This window comes from Streptomyces sp. NPDC002265 (assembly GCF_040296125.1).
GTDB lineage: Bacteria > Actinomycetota > Actinomycetes > Streptomycetales > Streptomycetaceae > Streptomyces.
This window is the reverse complement of record NZ_JBEOWS010000176.1, coordinates 1-19,716: the sequence shown is the minus strand read 5'-3', so window position 1 is coordinate 19,716 and position 19,716 is coordinate 1. Positions and strand designations below refer to the sequence as shown.

The 19,716-nt window shown below is 70.4% G+C and carries 14 protein-coding genes; 13 read left to right on the top strand and 1 reads right to left on the bottom strand.

The genetic code is table 11. The features are described from left to right. The first annotated feature begins 525 nt into the window (after window positions 1–525). Together ABT085_RS27265 and ABT085_RS27260 are read left to right on the top strand one after the other, a co-directional pair. Window positions 526–1,773 carry a cytochrome P450 family protein gene (locus ABT085_RS27265; RefSeq protein WP_351613227.1) on the top strand — a complete coding sequence of 416 codons (1,248 nt, stop codon included), beginning with the start codon at window positions 526–528 and terminating at the stop codon, window positions 1,771–1,773. Window positions 1,774–1,973: 200 nt separating this feature from the next. Further along, complete coding sequence (locus ABT085_RS27260) at window positions 1,974–3,026, top strand: phosphotransferase family protein (protein WP_351613224.1); 1,053 nt, start codon at window positions 1,974–1,976, stop codon at window positions 3,024–3,026. Between the two features lie 14 nt (window positions 3,027–3,040). Here ABT085_RS27260 and ABT085_RS27255 read toward each other — a convergent pair whose 3' ends face one another. Then, window positions 3,041–3,844 carry a hypothetical protein gene (locus ABT085_RS27255; protein WP_351613221.1) on the bottom strand — a complete coding sequence of 268 codons (804 nt, stop codon included), beginning with the start codon at window positions 3,842–3,844 and terminating at the stop codon, window positions 3,041–3,043. 206 nt (window positions 3,845–4,050) lie between these two features. On the opposite strand from ABT085_RS27255, the gene ABT085_RS27250 reads away from it, so the two are divergent. The 11 genes from ABT085_RS27250 (at window position 4,051) to ABT085_RS27200 (ending at window position 19,599) form a co-directional block, all read left to right on the top strand. Continuing rightward, window positions 4,051–4,479 carry a VOC family protein gene (locus ABT085_RS27250; RefSeq protein WP_351613219.1) on the top strand — a complete coding sequence of 143 codons (429 nt, stop codon included), beginning with the start codon at window positions 4,051–4,053 and terminating at the stop codon, window positions 4,477–4,479. A 158-nt stretch (window positions 4,480–4,637) separates the two neighbouring features. Then, entirely contained in the window at window positions 4,638–5,867 is a 1,230-nt protein-coding gene (locus ABT085_RS27245; RefSeq protein WP_351613216.1) for a hypothetical protein, read from the top strand. Between the two features lie 308 nt (window positions 5,868–6,175). Beyond that, window positions 6,176–8,872 carry a bifunctional acetaldehyde-CoA/alcohol dehydrogenase gene (gene adhE / locus ABT085_RS27240; protein WP_351613213.1) on the top strand — a complete coding sequence of 899 codons (2,697 nt, stop codon included), beginning with the start codon at window positions 6,176–6,178 and terminating at the stop codon, window positions 8,870–8,872. An 89-nt stretch (window positions 8,873–8,961) separates the two neighbouring features. After that, the gene (gene pflB / locus ABT085_RS27235) at window positions 8,962–11,226 is read left to right on the top strand and encodes a formate C-acetyltransferase (protein ID WP_351613210.1); all 2,265 of its coding nucleotides are present in this window, start codon (window positions 8,962–8,964) and stop codon (window positions 11,224–11,226) included. Between the two features lie 85 nt (window positions 11,227–11,311). Continuing rightward, on the top strand, window positions 11,312–12,136 hold the full coding sequence (gene pflA / locus ABT085_RS27230; RefSeq protein WP_351613207.1) for a pyruvate formate-lyase-activating protein: 825 nt from the start codon (window positions 11,312–11,314) through the stop codon (window positions 12,134–12,136). Window positions 12,137–12,291: 155 nt separating this feature from the next. After that, entirely contained in the window at window positions 12,292–13,473 is a 1,182-nt protein-coding gene (locus ABT085_RS27225) for an ROK family transcriptional regulator (RefSeq protein WP_351613204.1), read from the top strand. Window positions 13,474–13,697: 224 nt separating this feature from the next. After that, window positions 13,698–15,215, top strand: coding sequence for a sugar ABC transporter ATP-binding protein (locus tag ABT085_RS27220; protein WP_351613201.1), 1,518 nt, complete (start codon window positions 13,698–13,700; stop codon window positions 15,213–15,215). Then, on the top strand, window positions 15,212–16,231 hold the full coding sequence (locus tag ABT085_RS27215; protein WP_351613199.1) for an ABC transporter permease: 1,020 nt from the start codon (window positions 15,212–15,214) through the stop codon (window positions 16,229–16,231). The genes ABT085_RS27220 and ABT085_RS27215 overlap by 4 nt, the downstream gene beginning before the upstream one ends. A gap of 17 nt (window positions 16,232–16,248) precedes the next feature. Beyond that, complete coding sequence (locus ABT085_RS27210) at window positions 16,249–17,289, top strand: substrate-binding domain-containing protein (protein WP_351613196.1); 1,041 nt, start codon at window positions 16,249–16,251, stop codon at window positions 17,287–17,289. Between the two features lie 78 nt (window positions 17,290–17,367). Continuing rightward, window positions 17,368–18,588, top strand: coding sequence for a Gfo/Idh/MocA family protein (locus ABT085_RS27205; protein ID WP_351613193.1), 1,221 nt, complete (start codon window positions 17,368–17,370; stop codon window positions 18,586–18,588). Between the two features lie 12 nt (window positions 18,589–18,600). Further along, window positions 18,601–19,599 carry a sugar phosphate isomerase/epimerase family protein gene (locus tag ABT085_RS27200; RefSeq protein ID WP_351613191.1) on the top strand — a complete coding sequence of 333 codons (999 nt, stop codon included), beginning with the start codon at window positions 18,601–18,603 and terminating at the stop codon, window positions 19,597–19,599. Window positions 19,600–19,716: the final 117 nt, after the last annotated feature.

Genomic DNA, 19,716 nt, shown 5'->3' with positions numbered 1-19,716 from the left:
GCGGCGGCGACGGCGGTCACGGTCAGGGCCTTCTTCGGGCTGGCGATGCGACGGATGAGGGCGAGGGACACGGAGGCTCGCTTTCTTCGGGGACAAGGAGGCCGCTCGCTCGCCGGGGACCGTGTGTGTTTCCGGTCCTGGCATGCGTCGGCACCGTGACCCCTGGGGGCCGTGGTGCCTGGCGACGTCCTCAAGACAACCAGCCCCGACCGATGTCCGCAATGACCCCTTTTACTAGTTGTGGCCGCATTCGGGCTGTCGGCGCTCCGTGTGAGCTGGCTCTCAATCCGCAGGTCAGGGCATGGATGTACGTCTAAACCTGTCCCTTTCCGTCGACTATCGCGGGTAGTGGGTGACGTGGGTCATGTGGGGTGCTTCACCGGTTCCGCGACACTGCGCGCACAGGAGCTCACGGAGCGGTCGGTATGAATGTGACCGCGGTCTCGAAGGAATGCATTTGTACAACCGCCCATCGGCACCGCACTGTTGGCGCCGGTATTCGTTCATACGGTCAGGAGTCCCGGCTTGTCCTCCCACATCCCCGCTCCCGCTCACGTCGTCGACCCCGCAGGTGGCTGCCCGCACGCCCTGAACGCCGAGCTGCGGGCCCGGGGCCCCGTCGCGGATGTCGTCCTGCCCGGCGGGGTGCCCGCGGCGGTGGTCGTAGGGCACGACGCGCTCAAGGAGTTCCTCTCCCACCCCGACGTGGCCAAGGACGCCCGCCACTGCCCGGCGCTGAACGACGGCACGATCCCCGCGGACTGGCCGCTGCGCGTCTTCGCCAACGCCCAGGGCATGCACACCGCCGACGGCGCCGACCACCGCCGGCTGCGCTCGCTCGTCGGCAACGCGTTCACCGCCCGCCAGGTGGAGCGGCTGCGACCGCGGGTAGAGGAGCTCACCACCGGCCTCCTCGACGACCTCGGCCGGGCCGCCGCCGAGGACCCGGAGGGCATCGCGGACCTGCGTACGCACTTCGCGCTGCCGCTCCCGCTGAGCGTCATCTGCGAGCTGCTGGGTGTGGACGCCGAGTACCGCGCCCGGCTGCACGACCTCACCTACACCGTGATCATCGCCACCGACACCACCCCGGCTGAGGTGATGGCCGCCGTACGTGAGCTCGTCGAGCTGCTCGGCACGATCGCGGACGCCCGCAGGGCCGCCCCTGGCGACGACCTGACCAGCGCCCTCATAGCAGCTCGCGAGGACGGCGGAGACCGGCTCAGCGAGGCCGAGCTCATCGGCACGATGCGTCTGATGCTGGTCGCCGGCCACGAGACCACGCTCAACCTGATCAGCAATGCCGTACGGGCACTGTGCACGCACCGGGACCAGCTGGCGCTGGTCCTGGAGGGCAAGGTCACCTGGGCGGACGTGGTGGACGAGACGCTGCGCTGGGACGGTCCTGTCAGCTGGTTCCCCTTCCGCTACCCCACCCGCGACCTGGCCCTCGGCGGCACGGTGATCCCGCAGGGCACACCGGTCCTCGCCGGCTACACCGCCGCCGGGCGCGACGAGGCGTTCCACGGCCCGGACGCCGACAGCTTCGACGTCACCCGGCCCGGCGCGGCCCGGCACCTCTCCTTCGGTCAGGGCGTGCACTACTGCATGGGCGCACCGCTCGCCCGCCTGGAGGCCACGATCGCCCTGGAACGGCTCTTCACCCGCTTCCCGGACCTCGACCTCGCCGTCCCCGAGGCCGAACTGCCCCACCAGCGCAGCTTCATCGGCAACAGCGTCCAAGCGCTCCCGGTCCGTCCGGTCCGACGCTGAAGCCGGGGCTCCGGCCCGCCTGACGGACAGCGGCAGGCCGATGCGGAGGGTGACGGGACGGACGTACGCTGGGCCGGGTCCGCGTCGGACTCCGGTGGGTCGGCGCCCCAGGTACGGCTCTGCACACGGATCACGGACGGCCGGAACGCCGAGGACGTGCAAGCGGCCGGGTGGCCGACGGGGAGGGGCGGGGGAACGCGGTGGACTCCTGGAAGCGGGCGCGAGCCATCCTGGACGGCGCGGGGATCGTGCCCGGGCGGCTGGCCCGGGTGCGCCCGCTGAGCGGCGGCACGTACAACACCGTCGAGGAGCTCGTGCTCACCGACGGCAGCCGCTGCGTCCTGAAGACCGCGCCGGACGCCCCGGGTCTGCGCTACGAGAGCCGACTCCTCGTCTCCGAGGCGGAGTTCTACCGTCGCGCCGAGGAGGCCGGGGTGCCGGCGCCCCGCCTCCTCGCCCTCGGCGACGACAACACCACGCTGTTGATGACCGCGTGCCCCGGCACCCCCTGGGACGGCTCGCTCTCCGAAGCCGAACAGGCCGGGCTGCGAGCCGAGTTGGGTCGTCAGGTGGCAGTCCTGCACCGGGTCACCGGACCGGCCTTCGGATACCCGTCCGGCGCACTCGGTCCGCTAGCGGCCGACTGGCGGACCGCCTTCACCGGAATGCTCGACGCGGTCCTCGACGACGCGCACCGCTTCGCGGCCGGGCTGCCCCGGCCGGCTGCCGAGATCGGCCGCGGGCTGCGCGCCGCGTACGACGCGCTCGACGAAGTCACCGTTCCCGCCCTCGTCCACTTCGACCTGTGGAGAGGCAACGTCCTCGTGGAGCGCCCAGCCGAGTCGGCACGCCCAGCCGAGTCGGCACGGTCGGCAGAGTCGGCACGGTCGGCAGAGTCGGCAGACCCGGCCGACCCGGTGCGGTCGGCCGACCAGGTGCGCATCGGCGGGCTCATCGACGGCGAGCGCATGCTCTGGGGCGACCCCCTGGCCGACTTCGTCTCCCTGGCCCTCCTGGGGGACATCAAGAAGGACGAGGCCTTCCTGGCCGGCTACCGGGAGGCCGACGGCCGAACCGATTTCGACACCCCGGCCCTCCTCCGTCTCGCCCTCTACCGCGCCTACCTCTACCTGATCATGCTGGTCGAGACGGTCCCACGGAGGATGGGGGAGGACGCCCTCCGGTGGCGGGAGGAGGCGGTCGCCCCGCAACTCGTCGAAGCCCTGGACGAGATCCGCGAAGCGACCTCCTGACCCACGGGCCGCCCTCAGTCGCCTCCGGCTAGGGGCTGCGAGTCGGCCACAACCGTCGACGCGGGCGGATCGGACGGCTTCGACGAGCTGATGGACACCCGGCGGGAGGTGTCCGGGCTCGCGCCGGCCAGGGCCCGGGCGACAGCGGTACGGCAGCTGCGGGTGAACCGGCGCCAGGGGCGCGAGAGTTCCTGCGGCCAGAGGGCCGCGACGGCGGCCAGCACGGCCCACAGCCCTATCCAGACCGTGGCCCACCAGCCCGGAGTGCTGTCGGGCAGTCCAGGCACGGCGTGGCGCATGAGCATCGCGTGCAACGCCATGCCGAACGCGGTGACGAAGGCGGCTGTCAGCGCGGGGACGCGGTAGTAGCCGAACCACTTGCGCAGGGGCGGACGACGTGACCCCAGGACCTTTCGGAACCGCTCGAAGCGAGGGTCGGTGAGCAGTTCGTACACCGTGGCGCCCTCGTGCAGACGCAGGAGTGTCACGAGCGCGGCCAGGACCGGGTCCCCGTGCCGGCCGAGCCGTCCGAGCGGCACGGTGATCCGGCCGTCGCTGTCGATCCCGGCGTCCTCGGCCAGGATCAGCAGGCTCACGGCCACCTCCGCCGCGTACCGTTCCTGCTGCGGTGACGCGCTGCTCCACGAGCCGCCGAGCCACCATGCCGCCTGTATCGGGTCCGCATCCACGGCCCGGACGCCGCTGAGGAACTTCCGTTCGTCCCGGGTGCGCCACCACCATGCCGCACCGAGTCCCGCGTTGACCGCGGCGAATCCCAGCAGCCAGCCGGCGACGACCCAGTCCATCCCGCTGTTCACGACGCGGCCTCCGCCGTCCCGTTCATCGCATACGACACCGGGCGATCCCCCCTCACAGTCCCGCGCTGCACCCCGACCGGACTCCAACAGCCTGTCATGGCACCGTACTTGACGGATCCAAGGAGGCGGGGTCTGAGACTGACGTTCGTCAACACGCCGATATCCGCACGGGAGATGACCAACCCGACCCCTGCTATGGTGCGCCGGTGCCATCGATCAAACAGTTCCAAGTCACCTTCGACTGTGCCGAACCCGAACGTCTCGCCCGCTTCTGGTGCGAGGTCCTGGGGTACGTGGTTCCCCCGCCGCCGGAAGGATTCGCCACCTGGGAGGAGTTCAACAGCTCCCAGTCCCCGGAGGACCGGGGATCGTGGTTCGCGTGCAGCGATCCCTCGGGTGTCGGCCCTCGGCTGTACTTCCAGCGTGTCCCCGAAGGCAAGGTCGCCAAGAACCGGGTGCATCTCGACGTGCGGGTCGGTACCGGGCTGATGGGCGAGGAGCGCCTGGCCGTACTCGAGGCCGAGTGCGCGCGACTGGTCCCGCTCGGCGCGGTACGCGTGCAACTCCTCTACGACGGCAACGACTCCTGCATCTCGATGCGTGACATCGAAGGCAACGAGTTCTGCATCGACTGACCGTCCTGTGAGCCCGACGGCCGTCCTGTGAACCGACAGGGGAGAGAGCAACAGGTGCCCCGGGACCCGGACAGCGATGGCTGACCGGGTCGACGGGGATCCGCCGACCGGGCGCATGGCAGGATCCCGCCATGCGCTGCGATGTCTGTGATCACGAGATGACGAGGTGGGGCCACTCGCCGTCACGGTGGTTCCGTGAGCGCTGGGTCTGCACCTGGTGCTACGCGGTGACCGAGATCGGCACTCCGGACCACGAGATCAGCCGCCCCGGACACTGCCCCTGGGACATCCGGTGGGAGGCCGCGTGGACGGACATGCTGCCGGACGCCCACCGTCACGCGTACGGCTACTTTCACCGCACGCTCTGCGGGATCGAGAAGCCGGACATGACCAGCTCCCAGTTCGGCGGGTGGAGCGGCCACCCCGATGAATGCCCCGACTGCAAGGTCGCGGCCCTCGCCATCGACGCGCGCTGGCCCGAGGAGCGACGGGACGACTTCCGCGTCAGCGTCCCGGCCCTACCCCGGCCCCGTCCCGAGGACCAGGCCAACTACATCCAGCCGGCGGACGAACTCGGCCGCCCGGACATCCGGCTGCCGCGGACCCCGGCGGACGGCCCGAGGACACGCGTCCTCGCGGCTTGCAGCCCCGCGCAGGCGCACACCGACGACGGATTCCGCCGGATCGGCGACGGCCCCGCCGCGGTGCGCCTTCCGGCGTTCTGGGCCGGGTACGGCATCGAGCCCTACCGGCCGTACGACAAGCAGGGGCGCACCTTCGCGTGGTTCCGGGCCTATCCCCTCGACTCGGTTCCGCCGTTGGACGAGGAGTCCTTCGCCGGCGACTTCGCCTGGTTCGGCGACATCGGTGATCCGCTCGATCACCGTACGGCCGTCACGGATCCGATCGCGGCCGAACTGGCGAGAGACGGTCTCGCACTCCCCGCCGACTTCACGGCGCTGATCACCCGGACCCACCTGCACCGCTGCCTCGACCGCGAGGGCGGCGGTGCCTGGACCGACGTGTCCGGCCCGCTGCCCAGCCCTGTCGACCCGGCCGACCGCATGGTGCTCTTCTTCCGCGACCAGCAGAGCTGCATCATGTGGTACCTCTACTTGCACCACGGCGGGCAGTCCGCCGTCGTCTGCTCCGACCGGGATTTCACCGCGGAACCGGAGATCAGGTACGGACCCGACGGCAAGATCGTCCTGAGGCGGCCGAGCCGCGAGATCTTCTGGTGCGCGCCGAGCGTGGAGGGCTTCGCCTACCGGTTCCTGGTCGAGGCGAGACTCTCGTCCGCCGTCCGCGACAAGGAGCGCGCCGCCGATCTCGCTCCGGAGCTCCTCGCGTATCTCGCGCACTACGTGCCCGCCTCGGCCGAGCAGTAGCGTCGCCGTCGGGCGCGGTGCGCACACGGTCCGCGGGTCTCGGGGCGGCACGGGTCGTAGGGCCTGTCCTGGACCGCCCGCCCAGCCAGGTCCCGAGCCGGTGAACCGGGGGTCGGTCGGCCCCCTCCCGCCCGGTCCGCACGGTCCATTCCACCCGGGCCGGGCGGCCCGTTCCGCCTGGTCCGGGTGGCCGGAGGCAGGGGACCATCAGCGCATCTGCACGATGCGGTGGGCGATGCCACGCTGGTAGTACACCGAGCCGTAGGAGCCCGGCTGTTTCGGCACACCACTGAACGAAAGGTGATCCGATGACCAGCCGCCGTAAGAAGGACGGCCAGCACACCCCCGAGACGAGCCCGGCAGCTGCGGCAGCCGCCGCTCCAGTCGCCCAGAACCAGCCGAAAGAGGTCGACCAGGCTGTGGACGAGCTCGTCGCGCGCGGGCTGGAAGCGTTGGAGGAGTACGCCGACTACACCCAGGAGCAGATCGACCACATAGTGAAGAAGGCCAGCCTGGCGGCACTTGCCGAGCACACCGGACTCGCCATGATGGCGGTCGAGGAGACCGGCCGGGGTGTCTTCGAGGACAAGGCCGTCAAGAACATCTTCGCCTGCGAGAACATCACCAACTCGATGAAGGGCGTGAAGACGGTCGGGGTGATCCGCCGTGACGACATCGACGGGATCGTGGAGATCGCCGAACCCGTCGGGGTGCTCGCGGGTGTCACCCCCGTCACCAACCCCACGTCCACCACCATCTTCAAGGCCCTGATGGCGCTGAAGACCCGCAACCCGATCATCTTCGGCTTCCACCCGGCCGCTCAGAAGTGTTCCGCCGAGGCCGCCCGGATCGTCCGGGACGCGGCCGTGCGGGCGGGCGCCCCCGAACACTGCGTGCAGTGGATCGAGCATCCTTCCAAGGAAGCCACCAGCGCCCTGATGAACCACCCCGGGGTGTCGTCGATCCTGGCCACGGGCGGCAACGCGATGGTCCGGGCCGCCTACAGCTGCGGCAAGCCGGCGCTGGGTGTCGGGGCCGGCAACGTGCCCGCGTACATCGAGAAGAGCGCCGACATACAGCGCGCCGTCAACGACGTGGTGCTGTCCAAGACCTACGACTACGGAATGGTGTGCGCCTCGGAACAGGCGGTGATCCTGGACCGGGAGATCCGCGACGAGGCGATCGAGGAGTTCGGCAAACTCAAGGCGTACCGGACGAACGCACACGAGAAGGCGCTGCTGGAGAAGTACCTGTTCGGTGTCGCCGAGGGCGCCGGACGGGACTGCGCGGGCGCTCAGCTGAACGCGGCCATCGTCGGCCAGAGCGCGGTCGCCATCGCCGAGGGCGCGGGCTTCGAGGTACCCGAGGACACTTCGGTGCTCCTGGCCGAGGTATCCGAGGTCGGTATCGACGAGCCGCTGACCAGGGAGAAGCTCTGCCCGGTGCTGGCCGTCCTGACGGTGGACAGCCGGGCCGACGGCGTGCGGCTGGCCACGCAGATGGTGGAGTTCAACGGTCTGGGCCACTCGGCCGCCGTGCACACCGAGGACGCGGCGTTCGCCGAGGAGTACGGACACGCGGTGAAGGCCTGCCGGGTGATCTGGAACGCGCCCACCTCGCAGGGCGGCATCGGTGACGTCTACAACGCGTTCATGCCGTCGCTGACCCTGGGCTGCGGCTCGTACGGCAGCAACTCGGTCTCCGGCAACGTCACCGCGCCCAACCTGATCCAGATCAAGCGCATCGGGCGGCGGAACAACAACATGCAGTGGTTCAAGATCCCGCCGAAGATCTACTTCGAGCGCGACTGCATCAAGTACCTCGCCGATGTGCGCGGCTCGCGCAAGTTCGTCATCGTCACCGACAAGACGATGGTGGAGATCGGGCACCTGGAGCGGATCCGGAACGTCCTGGGCCGCCGCAGCGAGGCCCCCGAGATCCGGGTGATCGACAACGTCGAGCCCAACCCGAGCCTGCGTACCGTGCAGCAGGGTGCCGAGATGATGCGCCACTTCGAGCCGGACACCATCATCGCGCTCGGCGGCGGCTCGCCGATGGACGCGGCCAAGGTCATGTGGCTGATGTACGAGCACCCGGAGCTCGAGTTCGCGGACCTGAAGGAGAAGTTCTTCGACATCCGCAAGCGTGCCTTCACCTTCCCCGACCTGGGGGAGAAGGCCAGGCTGGTGTGCATCCCGACCACCTCGGGCACCGGCAGCGAGGTGACCCCCTTCGCGGTGATCACCGACACCGAGACCGGGCAGAAGTACCCGCTGGCCGACTACGCGCTGACGCCGAGCGTGGCGATCTGCGACCCGGCGCTGACGATGAACCTGCCGCGGACCGTCGCCGCCGACTCGGGCTTCGACGCGCTGACCCACTGCCTGGAGACGTATGTCTCGGTGTACGCCAACGACTTCACCGACGGACTGGCGCTCCAGGGCATCAGGCTGATCTTCGACAACCTGGAGAAGGCCGTCAACGAGGGCGCGGACAACCCGGTCGCCCGGGAGAAGATGCACAACGCCGGCACCATCGCGGGCATGGCCTTCGGCTCCGCCTTCCTCGGCGTGGTGCACGCCATGGCGCACACGCTGGGCGCGACCTTCCACGTCGCCCACGGCCGCACCAACGCGCTGCTGCTGCCGCACGTGATCCGCTACAACGGCGGCGCCCCCACCAAGGTCACCGGTTGGCCGAAGTACCGCAGTTACATCGCCCCCGAGCGCTACCAGAACGTCGCCCGGATGCTGGGCCTGCCCGCCGCCACCCCGGAGGAAGGGGTGGAGTCCCTCGCCCTGGCGGTGGAGGAACTGCGCGACAAGGTCGGTATCCCGCGGTCGTTCAAGGACGCCGGAGTCGACGAGGCCGCCTTCCTGGACGCCCTGCCCGAGCAGGCGATGAACGCCTACGAGGACCAGTGCGCGCCCGCCAACCCGCGGCTGCCGATGCTGGCCGACATGCAGGAGCTGATGCGCACCGCCTACTACGGCGATCCGGTCTGAGCCGGCCGGCCCCGAACCCGAACTCCGAACCCGAACTCCGAACCCGAACTCCGAACCCGAACTCCGAACTTCGAAGGGGTCGTGCATCGATGACCACGCAACAGCAGCGGCCGACCCGCAGCGCCTGGGACGGCTTCCGGGGCGGTCTGTGGCGGGACGAGATCAACGTACGGGACTTCATCCAGCAGAACTACACCCCGTACGAGGGTGACAACTCCTTCCTGGCCGGTCCCACCGAGCGCACCACGGCCGTATGGAAGAAGATCACCGACCGCTTCCCCGAGGAGCGCGCCAAGGGTGTCTTCGACGTCTCGTACGACATCCCGTCCACCATCACCGCCCACCCGCCGGGTTACATCGACAAGGACCTGGACCTGATCGTCGGGCTCCAGACCGACGCCCCGCTGAAGCGGGCGATCATGCCCTACGGCGGCTGGCGGATGGTGGCCGGGGCGCTGGAGACCTACGGCTATCCCGTCCTGCCCGAGCTGGAGCGGGTGTTCACCCAGTACCGCAAGACCCACAACGCCGGTGTGTTCGACGCGTACACCCCGGACATCCGCGCCGCCCGCAAGGCCGGCGTCGTCACCGGTCTGCCCGACGCCTACGGCCGCGGCCGCATCATCGGCGACTACCGCCGGGTCGCGCTGTACGGCGTGGACCGGCTGATCAAGGCCAAGCAGGAGGAGAAGGCCGACCTCGACGCCATGCCCCACGACGCGTCCCGGCTGGAGGAGGTGATCCGCGAACGCGAGGAGATCGCCGAGCAGATCCGGGCGCTGGGCGAGCTGAAGGAGATGGCGGCCTCCTACGGGTACGACATCTCCGGGCCGGCGGGCAGCGGCCGGGAGGCGATCCAGTGGCTGTACTTCGCCTACCTCGCGGCGGTGAAGGAACAGAACGGCGCGGCGATGTCGCTCGGCCGCACCTCCACGTTCGTCGACGTCTATCTCCAACGGGACATCGATGCGGGGGTGTTGGACGAGAGCGAAGCCCAGGAACTGGTCGACGACTTCATCATCAAGCTCCGGATCGTGCGCTTCCTGCGCACCCCGGAGTACGACGAGCTGTTCTCCGGCGACCCGACCTGGGTGACGGAGTCGATCGGCGGCATCGGCGCGGACGGCCGCACCCTGGTCACCCGTACCTCCTTCCGCTATCTCCAGACCCTGTACAACCTGGGTCCGGCGCCCGAGCCCAACATGACCGTGTTCTGGTCGCCGGCGCTGCCGCAGGGCTTCAAGGACTTCTGCGCCCAGGTCTCCATCGACACCTCCAGCCTCCAGTACGAGTCGGACGAGCTGATGCGCCCGCGCTTCGGTGACGACACCGCCATCGCCTGCTGTGTCTCCGCGATGGAGGTCGGCAAGCAGATGCAGTTCTTCGGCGCCCGGGTCAACCTCGCCAAGACGCTTCTGTACGCCATCAACGGCGGCCGGGACGAGAAGTCCGGCGCCCAGGTAGGCCCGGCCACCGGGGCGATCACCTCCGAGGTGCTGGACTACGACGAGGTGCTGGCCCGCCTCGACCAGCAGATGGAGTGGCTGGCCGAGACCTACGTCCACGCCCTCAACGTCATCCACTACATGCACGACAAGTACGCCTACGAGCGGCTGGAGATGGCGCTGCACGACCGGGACATCCGGCGCACCATGGCGTGCGGCATCGCCGGGCTCTCGGTCGCCACGGACTCCCTGTCGGCGATCAAGTACGCCCGGGTGATGCCCGTGCGCGACGAGAGCGGGCTGGTCGTGGACTACCGCACCGAGGGCGAGTACCCGGCGTACGGCAACAACGACGAGCGGCCCGACGCCATCGCGGTGTGGCTGGTCGAGGAGTTCATGCGCAAGGTGCGCAAGCACCCCACCTACCGGGGCTCCGAGCACACCCAGTCGGTGCTGACCATCACCTCCAACGTGGTCTACGGCAAGAAGACCGGCAACACCCCCGACGGCCGCCGCGCCGGCGAGCCGTTCTCCCCGGGCGCCAACCCGATGAACGGCCGCGACACCCACGGCTACGTCGCCAGCGCGCTGTCGGTCGCCAAACTCCCCTACGAGCAGGCCGAGGACGGGGTCTCGCTCACCAACACCATCACCCCCGACGCACTGGGACGCACTCCCGAGGACCGCGTCCGCAACCTCGCGGGTGTCCTGGACGGCTTCGTCACCTCCCAGGGCTTCCACATGAATGTCAACGTGCTCAACCGCGACACACTGCTGGACGCGATGGAGCACCCGGAGAACTACCCACAGCTGACCGTCCGGGTCAGCGGCTACGCGGTCAACTTCGTGCGGCTGACGCGAGAGCAGCAGCTGGACGTGCTGAGCCGCACCTTCCACGGCTCGCTGTAGCCACCCCCTCCCGGGGAGCGCGCCCGGCGCGTTCCCCGGGAGAGCCGTCCGGCCATCCGGACCCGGGACGCCAGGAGGCTTCGTGATGAATCTGATCCAGCCGGGCGCCCTGCTGCCCCTCATCCCCGTCAGCACCGACAACCCCGCCGAGCAGGCCGCCGCGCTGCGCGGCGCCGGGCCGGTCAGCGGCTCGGTGCACTCCTGGGACCTGTCCACCGGTGTGGACGGCCCCGGAACCCGCTTCGTCACCTTCCTCGCCGGCTGCCCGCTGGCCTGCCTGTACTGCCACAACCCCGACACCATGCGGATGCGCAACGGCGAGCGGACCACGGCCGACGCGATCGTCCAGGAGGTGAGCAAGTACGTCCAGTTCATCCGGGCCGCGGGCGGCGGATTCACCATCAGCGGCGGCGAGCCGCTGCTCCAGCCGGACTTCACCGGCGAGATCCTGCGCCGCTGCCACGACGAACTGGGCCTGCACACCGCCCTGGACACTTCCGGCTTCCTCGGTGCCCGTGCCTCGGACACGCTGCTGGAGAGCGTCGACCTGGTGCTGCTGGACATCAAGTCCTGGGATCGTGAGCTGTATCTGCGCCTCACCGGACGCCAGTTGGAGCCGACCCTGGCCTTCGCCCACCGCCTGGCAGCCCTCGGCAAAGAGGTCTGGGTGCGCTTCGTACTGGTCCCGGGCCTGACCGACCCGACGGGGAACGTGGAGGGGGTCGCCTCCTTCGCCGCGTCCCTGGGCAATGTCAGCCGCGTCGACGTCCTGCCCTTCCACAAGCTCGGCGCCGCCAAGTGGGACGAGCTGGGCATGGAGTTCACCCTCGCCGAGACGCCCGTCCCGACCGCCGCCCAGGTCGCCGAGGCCCGCTCCGTCTTCACCTCGCACGGCCTGTACGCGGTCTGAACTCCAGGTCCGCAGACAGTCTTTGTCCTCTGTGTGGAAAAAGATTGCGGCGAACCATGCACAGCTTCTTCCCAGGTTCGGCTGCCGCTGATACGTTCCCTGTCGAAAGCCCGACACTGGTGGCCGAAACTGGCGGGGAGGGGCACGTGAGACGCATGACTGCTCGACCGGCGAACACGCATCAGGCTCGTCTGCTGCAGCTGCTGCGTGACGGTGGCCCCAACTCCCGTGCCCAGCTGGGCGACCGGATGGACCTCTCGCGGTCCAAGCTGGCCGTCGAGGTGGACCGGCTGCTGGAGACGGGGCTCGTGGCGGCCGACGGACTCGCCGCCTCGCGCGGCGGCCGCCGCTCCCACAACATCCGGCTCAACCCGGACCTCAGGTTCCTCGGCGTCGACATCGGCGCGACCTCGGTCGACGTCGCCGTCACCACACCCGAACTGGAGATCCTCGGCCACCTCAACCAGCCGATGGACGTCCGTGAGGGGCCGGTCGCGGTCTTCGAGCAAGTTCTCGACATGGCGGGGAAGTTGAAGGCCTCGGGGCTAGCCGCGGGGTTCGACGGTGCCGGCATCGGTGTCCCCGGTCCGGTCCGCTTCCCCGACGGTGTACCGGTCGCCCCGCCGATCATGCCCGGCTGGGACGGCTTCCCCGTGCGGGAGGCGCTCAGCCAGGAACTCGGCTGCCCGGTCATGGTCGACAACGACGTGAACCTCATGGCCATGGGGGAGCAGCACGCCGGGGTCGCCCGCACCACGGCCGACTTCCTCTGCGTCAAGATCGGCACCGGCATCGGCTGCGGCATCGTGGCGGGCGGCCAGGTCCACCGGGGCACCACCGGCAGCGCCGGCGACATCGGCCACATCCAGGCCGTGCCCGATGGCCGGCCCTGCGCCTGCGGCAACCGGGGTTGCCTGGAAGCCCACTTCAGCGGGGCGGCCCTGGCCCGCGACGCGATGCAGGCGGCCCAACAGGGCCTCTCCGTCGAACTCGCGACCCGGTTCGAGACGAACGGCACCCTCACCGCCGCCGACGTCGCCGCCGCGGCCGCGGCGGGGGACGCCACCGCGCTCGAACTGATCCGCGAGGGCGGCACCCACGTCGGCCAGATCATCGCCGGACTCGTGTCCTTCTTCAACCCCGGCCTGGTGGTGATCGGCGGCGGGGTGACCGGCCTCGGCCACAACCTGCTCGCCGCCATCCGCACCCAGGTCTACCGCCAGTCACTCCCGCTCGCCACCCGCAACCTGCCCATCGTCCTCGGGGAGCTGGGCCCCAGCGCCGGCGTCATCGGCGCGGCCCGGCTGATCAGCGACCACCTCTTCTCGCCCGCGTAAGTCCCACAACGGCTCCGTATCGCGCCGACTCCCGTCGATGCGCGCGACCTCCCTCCGTCACGCCCACTGACTCGTGTAACAGTTCACTGACTCGTGTAACGACGTAACGACGCCTTTCGTCCGTACGGCACCCAGCCCTGCCCTCCGAGCCGCAGCACACCTGCCCGGCCCGCAGGCCCGGCACGCCCTGACACCGGCCCGCACGTTCGCCGAGGGGAACCCACATGGCACAAGAACCACCGCTGCTCAGCATGTCCGGGATCGCCAAGTCGTTCCCCGGCGTCCGCGCCCTGGACGGTGTCGACCTCGACGTCCACGCGGGGGAAGTGCACTGTCTGCTCGGCCAGAACGGCGCCGGCAAGTCCACGCTCATCAAGGTCCTGGCGGGCGCCCACCAGCCGGACGAGGGCACCATCCACTGGCGCGGCGAGCCGGTCACCCTGCGCTCGCCCATCGCCGCCATGCGCCTGGGCATAGCCACCATCTACCAGGAACTCGACCTGGTGGAGCATCTGTCGGTGGCGGAGAACGTCCACCTCGGGCACGAGCCGACCACCGCCGGCTTCGTCGTCCGCGGAAAGGCGGCGCGAACGTCAACGACCCAGCTGCTCAAGCGACTCGGCCACCCGGAGATCGACCCCGCCCGTTCGGTCGGGGAGTTGTCCGCGGCCCAGCAGCAGATCGTGTCCATGGCCCGGGCCCTCTCCCACGACGTACGGCTCATCGTCATGGACGAGCCGTCCGCCGCCCTCGACCCCGACGAGGTGGACAACCTCTTCCGGATCGTCGCCGACCTCACCGCCGACGGCGTCGCCGTCGTCTACATCTCGCACCGCCTGGAGGAGATCCGGCGCATCGGCGACCGGGTGACCGTGCTCAAGGACGGGCGGGCGGTGGCGGGGGGACTGCCCGCCAAGACCACCCCGACCCGCGACGTCGTCGCCCTGATGACCGGCCGCAACGTCGAGTACGTCTTCCCGGAACGGCCGCAGCGGGAGCCCGACGCCGAGCCCGTGCTGCGGGTGCGGGGCCTGGCCCGCGAGGGCGAGTTCGCCCCCCTCGACCTCGACCTGCGGCCCGGCGAGATCGTCGGACTCGCCGGACTGGTCGGCTCGGGCCGCTCGGAGATCTTGGAGACGATCTACGGCGCACGCAGGCCCACGGCGGGCAGCGTGTCCGTCGCCGGGCGCACCCTGCGCCCCGGGAGCGTCCGCTCGGCCGTGGGCGCCGGACTCGGACTGGCACCCGAGGAGCGCAAGGCGCAGGCCCTGCTGATGCTGGAGTCCGTCACCCGCAACGTCTCGGTGTCCTCCCTGTCCCGCTTCTCCCGGGCCGGCTGGGTCGACCGGCGCGCCGAACGCGGCGCCGCCCGGGCCGCCGTGCGGGAACTGTCCCTGCGGCCCGACAACCCCGAAGTCCCCGTACGCACCCTGTCCGGCGGCAATCAGCAGAAGGCCGTCCTGGCCCGCTGGCTGCTGCGCGGCTGCCGGGTGCTGCTGCTGGACGAGCCCACCCGCGGCGTCGACGTCGGCGCGCGTGCCGAACTGTACGCGGTGGTACGCCGCCTGGCCGACGAGGGGCTCGCCGTCCTGCTGGTCTCCAGCGAGGTGCCCGAGGTACTGGGCCTCGCCGATCGCGTACTGGTGCTGCGCGAGGGCCGGGTCGTCCATACGGCGCCCGCCCGTGAACTGGATGAACACCGTGTCCTCGACCTCGTCATGGAAGGAACCCCGGCGTCATGACGCAGCCCGTCTCCCCGCCCCGGGACACCGCCGGCAAGATGGCGCCGGCCGGCCGGCTCACCCCCTGGCGCGCCCTGCCGGCCCGCGCCGACGTCCGCACCCTCTCCCTGCTCGGGGTGCTGGCCGCGCTGGTCCTCATCGGCGGCATCACCAAACCCGACGAGTTCCTCGACACCCGAAACCTGCAACTCGTCCTCACCCAGGCCTCCGTGATCGGTGTGGTCACGGTCGGCATGACCTTCGTCATCACCTCCGGCGGCATCGACCTCTCCGTCGGCGCCATCGTCGCCCTCGCCTCCGTCTGGGCGACCACGGTCGCCACCCAGGAGTACGGCTTCGCCGGCATCCTCTTCACCGCGATGCTCGTCGGCCTCGGCTGCGGGCTGGTCAACGGACTGCTGATCGCCTACGGCGGGATGGTCCCCTTCATCGCCACCCTCGCCATGCTGGCCTCGGCACGCGGGCTCGCCCTCCAGATCACGGACGGCCGCACGCAGATCGTCAGCATCGACGGCGTCCTCAAACTCGGCGAGCGCGACTCCTACCTGCTGGGCATCCCGCCCCTGGTCCTGGTCTTCGCGCTGGTGACGATCGCCGGCTGGCTCGCGCTCAACCGCACCACCTTCGGCCGCCGCACGGTCGCCGTCGGCGGCAACGCGGAGGCCGCCCGGCTCGCCGGCATCGACGTCCGCCGCCAGCGGCTCTACCTCTACCTGCTGTCCGGGCTGTGCTGCGGCATCGCCGCCTTCCTGCTGATCGTGCTCTCCGGCTCCGGCCAGAACACCAACGGCAACCTCTACGAACTCGACGCCATCGCGGCCGCGATCATCGGCGGCACCCTGCTCAGCGGGGGCCGCGGCACCATCACCGGCTCCGTGCTCGGCGTCCTGATCTTCACCACGATCACCAACATCTTCGCCCTGAACAACCTCCAGAGCGACGTCCAGCAGATCGCCAAGGGCGCCATCATCGTCGCCGCCGTCCTGGTGCAGCGCCGCACCGCGAGCACGACCTGAGGAAAGGGTTCACCGCCATGTCACACACCACCAGTCGCAGAGGACTGCTCTTCGGAACCGCGGCGGTCTCCGCGGGAGCCCTGCTCACCGCCTGCACCAGCAACGACACCAAGGACGACAACACCGCGGCGAACAACCAGCCGGCCGCCGACGACAAGCCGGGCAAGCACGTCACCATCGGCTTCGCCGGACCCCAGGCCGACCACGGCTGGCTGAACGCCATCAACGACAACGCCAAGAACCGGGCCAAGAAGTACGGCGACGTCTCCCTGGAGGTCACCGAGGGCTCCAACGACACCGCCCAGCAGATCGGCCAGATCGAGACCCTCATCAACAAGAAGGTCGACGTCCTGGTCGTCCTGCCCGCCGACGGCAAGGCCCTCACCCAGGTCGGCCTCAAGGCGATGCGCGCCGGCATCCCGGTCATCAACCTCGACCGCATCTTCAACTCCGCGCAGGCCTACCGCTGTTACATCGGCGGCGACAACTACGGCATGGGCCTCAACGCCGGGCGCTACATCGGCGAGAAGCTCAAGGACAAGCCGAACGCGCGGGTCGTCGAACTCGCCGGACTGGACAACCTGGAGCTGACCAAGCAGCGCACGCAGGGCTTCGACGACGCCCTGAAAAACTACCCCAACATCCAGAAGGTGGCCCGCCAGGCCGCCGAGTTCACGGTCGAGTCCGGCCAGGCGAAGATGGCGCAACTGCTCCAGGCGCAGTCGAAGTTCGACGCCCTGTGGAACCACGACGACGACCAGGGCGTGGGCGCGCTGCGGGCCATCCAGCAGGCCGGACGCGACGACTTCCTGATGGTCGGCGGGGCCGGCGCGCTGTCCGCCTTCCAGGCGATCAAGCAGGACGACGGCGTACTGAAGGCGACCGTCCTGTACCCGCCCACGATGGCCGCCTCCGCCATCGACCTCGCCCGCGCCCTCGGCCAGGGCAAGGGCATCGGAGGCCTCGCCGAGTTCGAGATCCCCGCGTCGGTCACGCTCTACTCGGCCGTCGTCGACAAGACCAACGTCGACCAGTACATGTCCACCGGCTTCCGGTGACCGGACCCGCCCGCACCCCCCACCGCGCGGGGGGCCGCAAGCCCCCCAGCGTGCCACGACCGACAGGAGGACGAGCGCATGGAACAGCCGCAGCCGTCAGGGGAAGCAGAGACGCCACCGGGCGCCGGGAAGCCGCCGCTGCGCGTCGGCATGGTCGGCTACGCCTTCATGGGCGCCGCCCACTCCCAGGGATGGCGCACCGCGGGCCGCTTCTTCGACCTGCCCCGGCAGCCGGTCCTGGCCGTGCTGTGCGGACGGGACGGCGCGGCGGCGCGGGCGGCGGCCGACCGGCACGGCTGGGCGGCCGTGGAGACCGACTGGCGGGCCCTGATCGCCCGCGACGACGTCGACCTCGTGGACATCTGCACCCCCGGTGACAGTCACGCCGAGATCGCCCTGGCCGCGCTGGCCGCCGGCAAGCACGTCCTGTGCGAGAAGCCGCTGGCGAACACCGTCGCCGAGGCCGTGACCATGACCCGGGCCGCCGACGAGGCGTACGGGCGGGGACGGCTGGCGATGGTCGGCTTCAACTACCGCCGGGTGCCGGCCACCGCGCTCGCTCGCCGCATGATCGCCGACGGCCGGCTCGGCACCCTGCGGCACGTCCGGGTGGCGTACCTCCAGGACTGGCTGACCGACCCGGGCTTCCCGCTGACCTGGCGGCTGCGCAGGGAACTCGCGGGCTCCGGCGCGCTCGGCGACCTCGGGGCCCACATCGTCGACCTCGCCCAGTACCTGGCGGGGGAGCGACTGGCCGGAGTGTCGGCGCTGACGGAGACGTTCGTACGGGAGCGGCCGCTGCCCGGCGGCGCGGGCAGCGGCCTGACCGCGATGCCCGCGGCCGGCACCGGCACGGTGACGGTGGACGACGCCGCCCTGTTCACCGGCCGGTTCGCCTCCGGCGCCCTCGCCTCCTTCGAGGCCACCCGGTACGCCACCGGCCGCAAGAACGCGCTGCGCATCGAGCTGAACGGCGAACGCGGCTCCCTCTGCTTCGACCTCGAGCGGCTGAACGAGCTGTGGTTCCACGACGCCACCGATCCCGGCACCGAGGCGGGCTTCCGCCGCATCCTCGTCACCGAACCCGACCACCCCTACATCGACGCCTGGTGGCCGCCGGGCCACGGCCTCGGCTACGAGCACACCTTCGTCCACCAGGTACGCGATCTCGTCCACGCCATCGACGAGGGCCGCCGCCCCGACCCGTCCTTCGCCGACGGACTCCAGGTGCAGCGCGTCCTGGCGGCCGTGGAGGAGAGCGCCCAGAAGAACTCCGTCTACACGCCCGTCGCGGACTGAAAGGACCGTCACATGCCCCGCCCCTTCACCCTGTTCACCGGCCAGTGGGCCGACCTGCCACTGGAAGAGGTCTGCCGTCTCGCCCGCGACTTCGGCTACGACGGTCTCGAACTCGCCTGCTGGGGAGACCACTTCGAGGTCGACAAGGCGCTCGCCGACCCCGGCTACATCACCTCGCGTCACCAACTCCTCGACAAGTACGGCCTGAAGTGCTGGGCGATCTCCAACCACCTCACCGGGCAGGCCGTCTGCGACGCCATCATCGACGAGCGCCACCGGGCCATCCTCCCGGCCGCCGTCTGGGCCGACGGCGACCCCGAGGGCGTACGGCGGCGCGCCGCGGAGCGGATCAAGGACACCGCCCGGGCGGCCGCGGCCTTCGGCGTCGACACCGTCATCGGCTTCACCGGCTCCGCGATCTGGCATCTGGTCGCCATGTTCCCGCCCGCTCCCGAGTCGATGATCGAGCGGGGCTACGAGGACTTCGCCGAGCGCTGGAACCCGATCCTCGACGTCTTCGACACCGAGGGCGTGCGCTTCGCCCACGAGGTCCACCCCGGCGAGATCGCCTACGACTACTGGACCACCCACCGCGCCCTGGAAGCGGTCGGCCACCGCCCGGCGTTCGGCCTGAACTTCGACCCCTCCCACTTCGTGTGGCAGGACCTCGACCCCGTCGGCTTCCTGTGGGACTTCCGCGACCGCATCTACCACGTCGACTGCAAGGAAGCCCGCAAGCGCCTCGACGGCCGCAACGGCCGCCTCGGCTCCCACCTGCCCTGGGGCGACCCGCGCCGCGGCTGGGACTTCGTCTCCGCCGGACACGGCGACGTGCCCTGGGAGGACGTCTTCCGCATGCTGCGCTCGATCGACTACCGCGGACCCGTCTCCGTGGAGTGGGAGGACGCCGGCATGGACCGGCTCCAGGGCGCCCCCGAAGCGCTCACCCGGCTGCGGGCCTACGACTTCGAGCCGCCGTCGGCCTCGTTCGACGCGGCCTTCTCCAGCTGACGTCCAGGGACTGCCGTCCGGACCGGCGTGCCTGTCCGGCCCGCTGCGCGCGGCGCGTTCGTCGCGCCCGTCCCGTCCGGCGTGGCCGGTGCTTTCGGCATGGTTCGCGTATCCGCC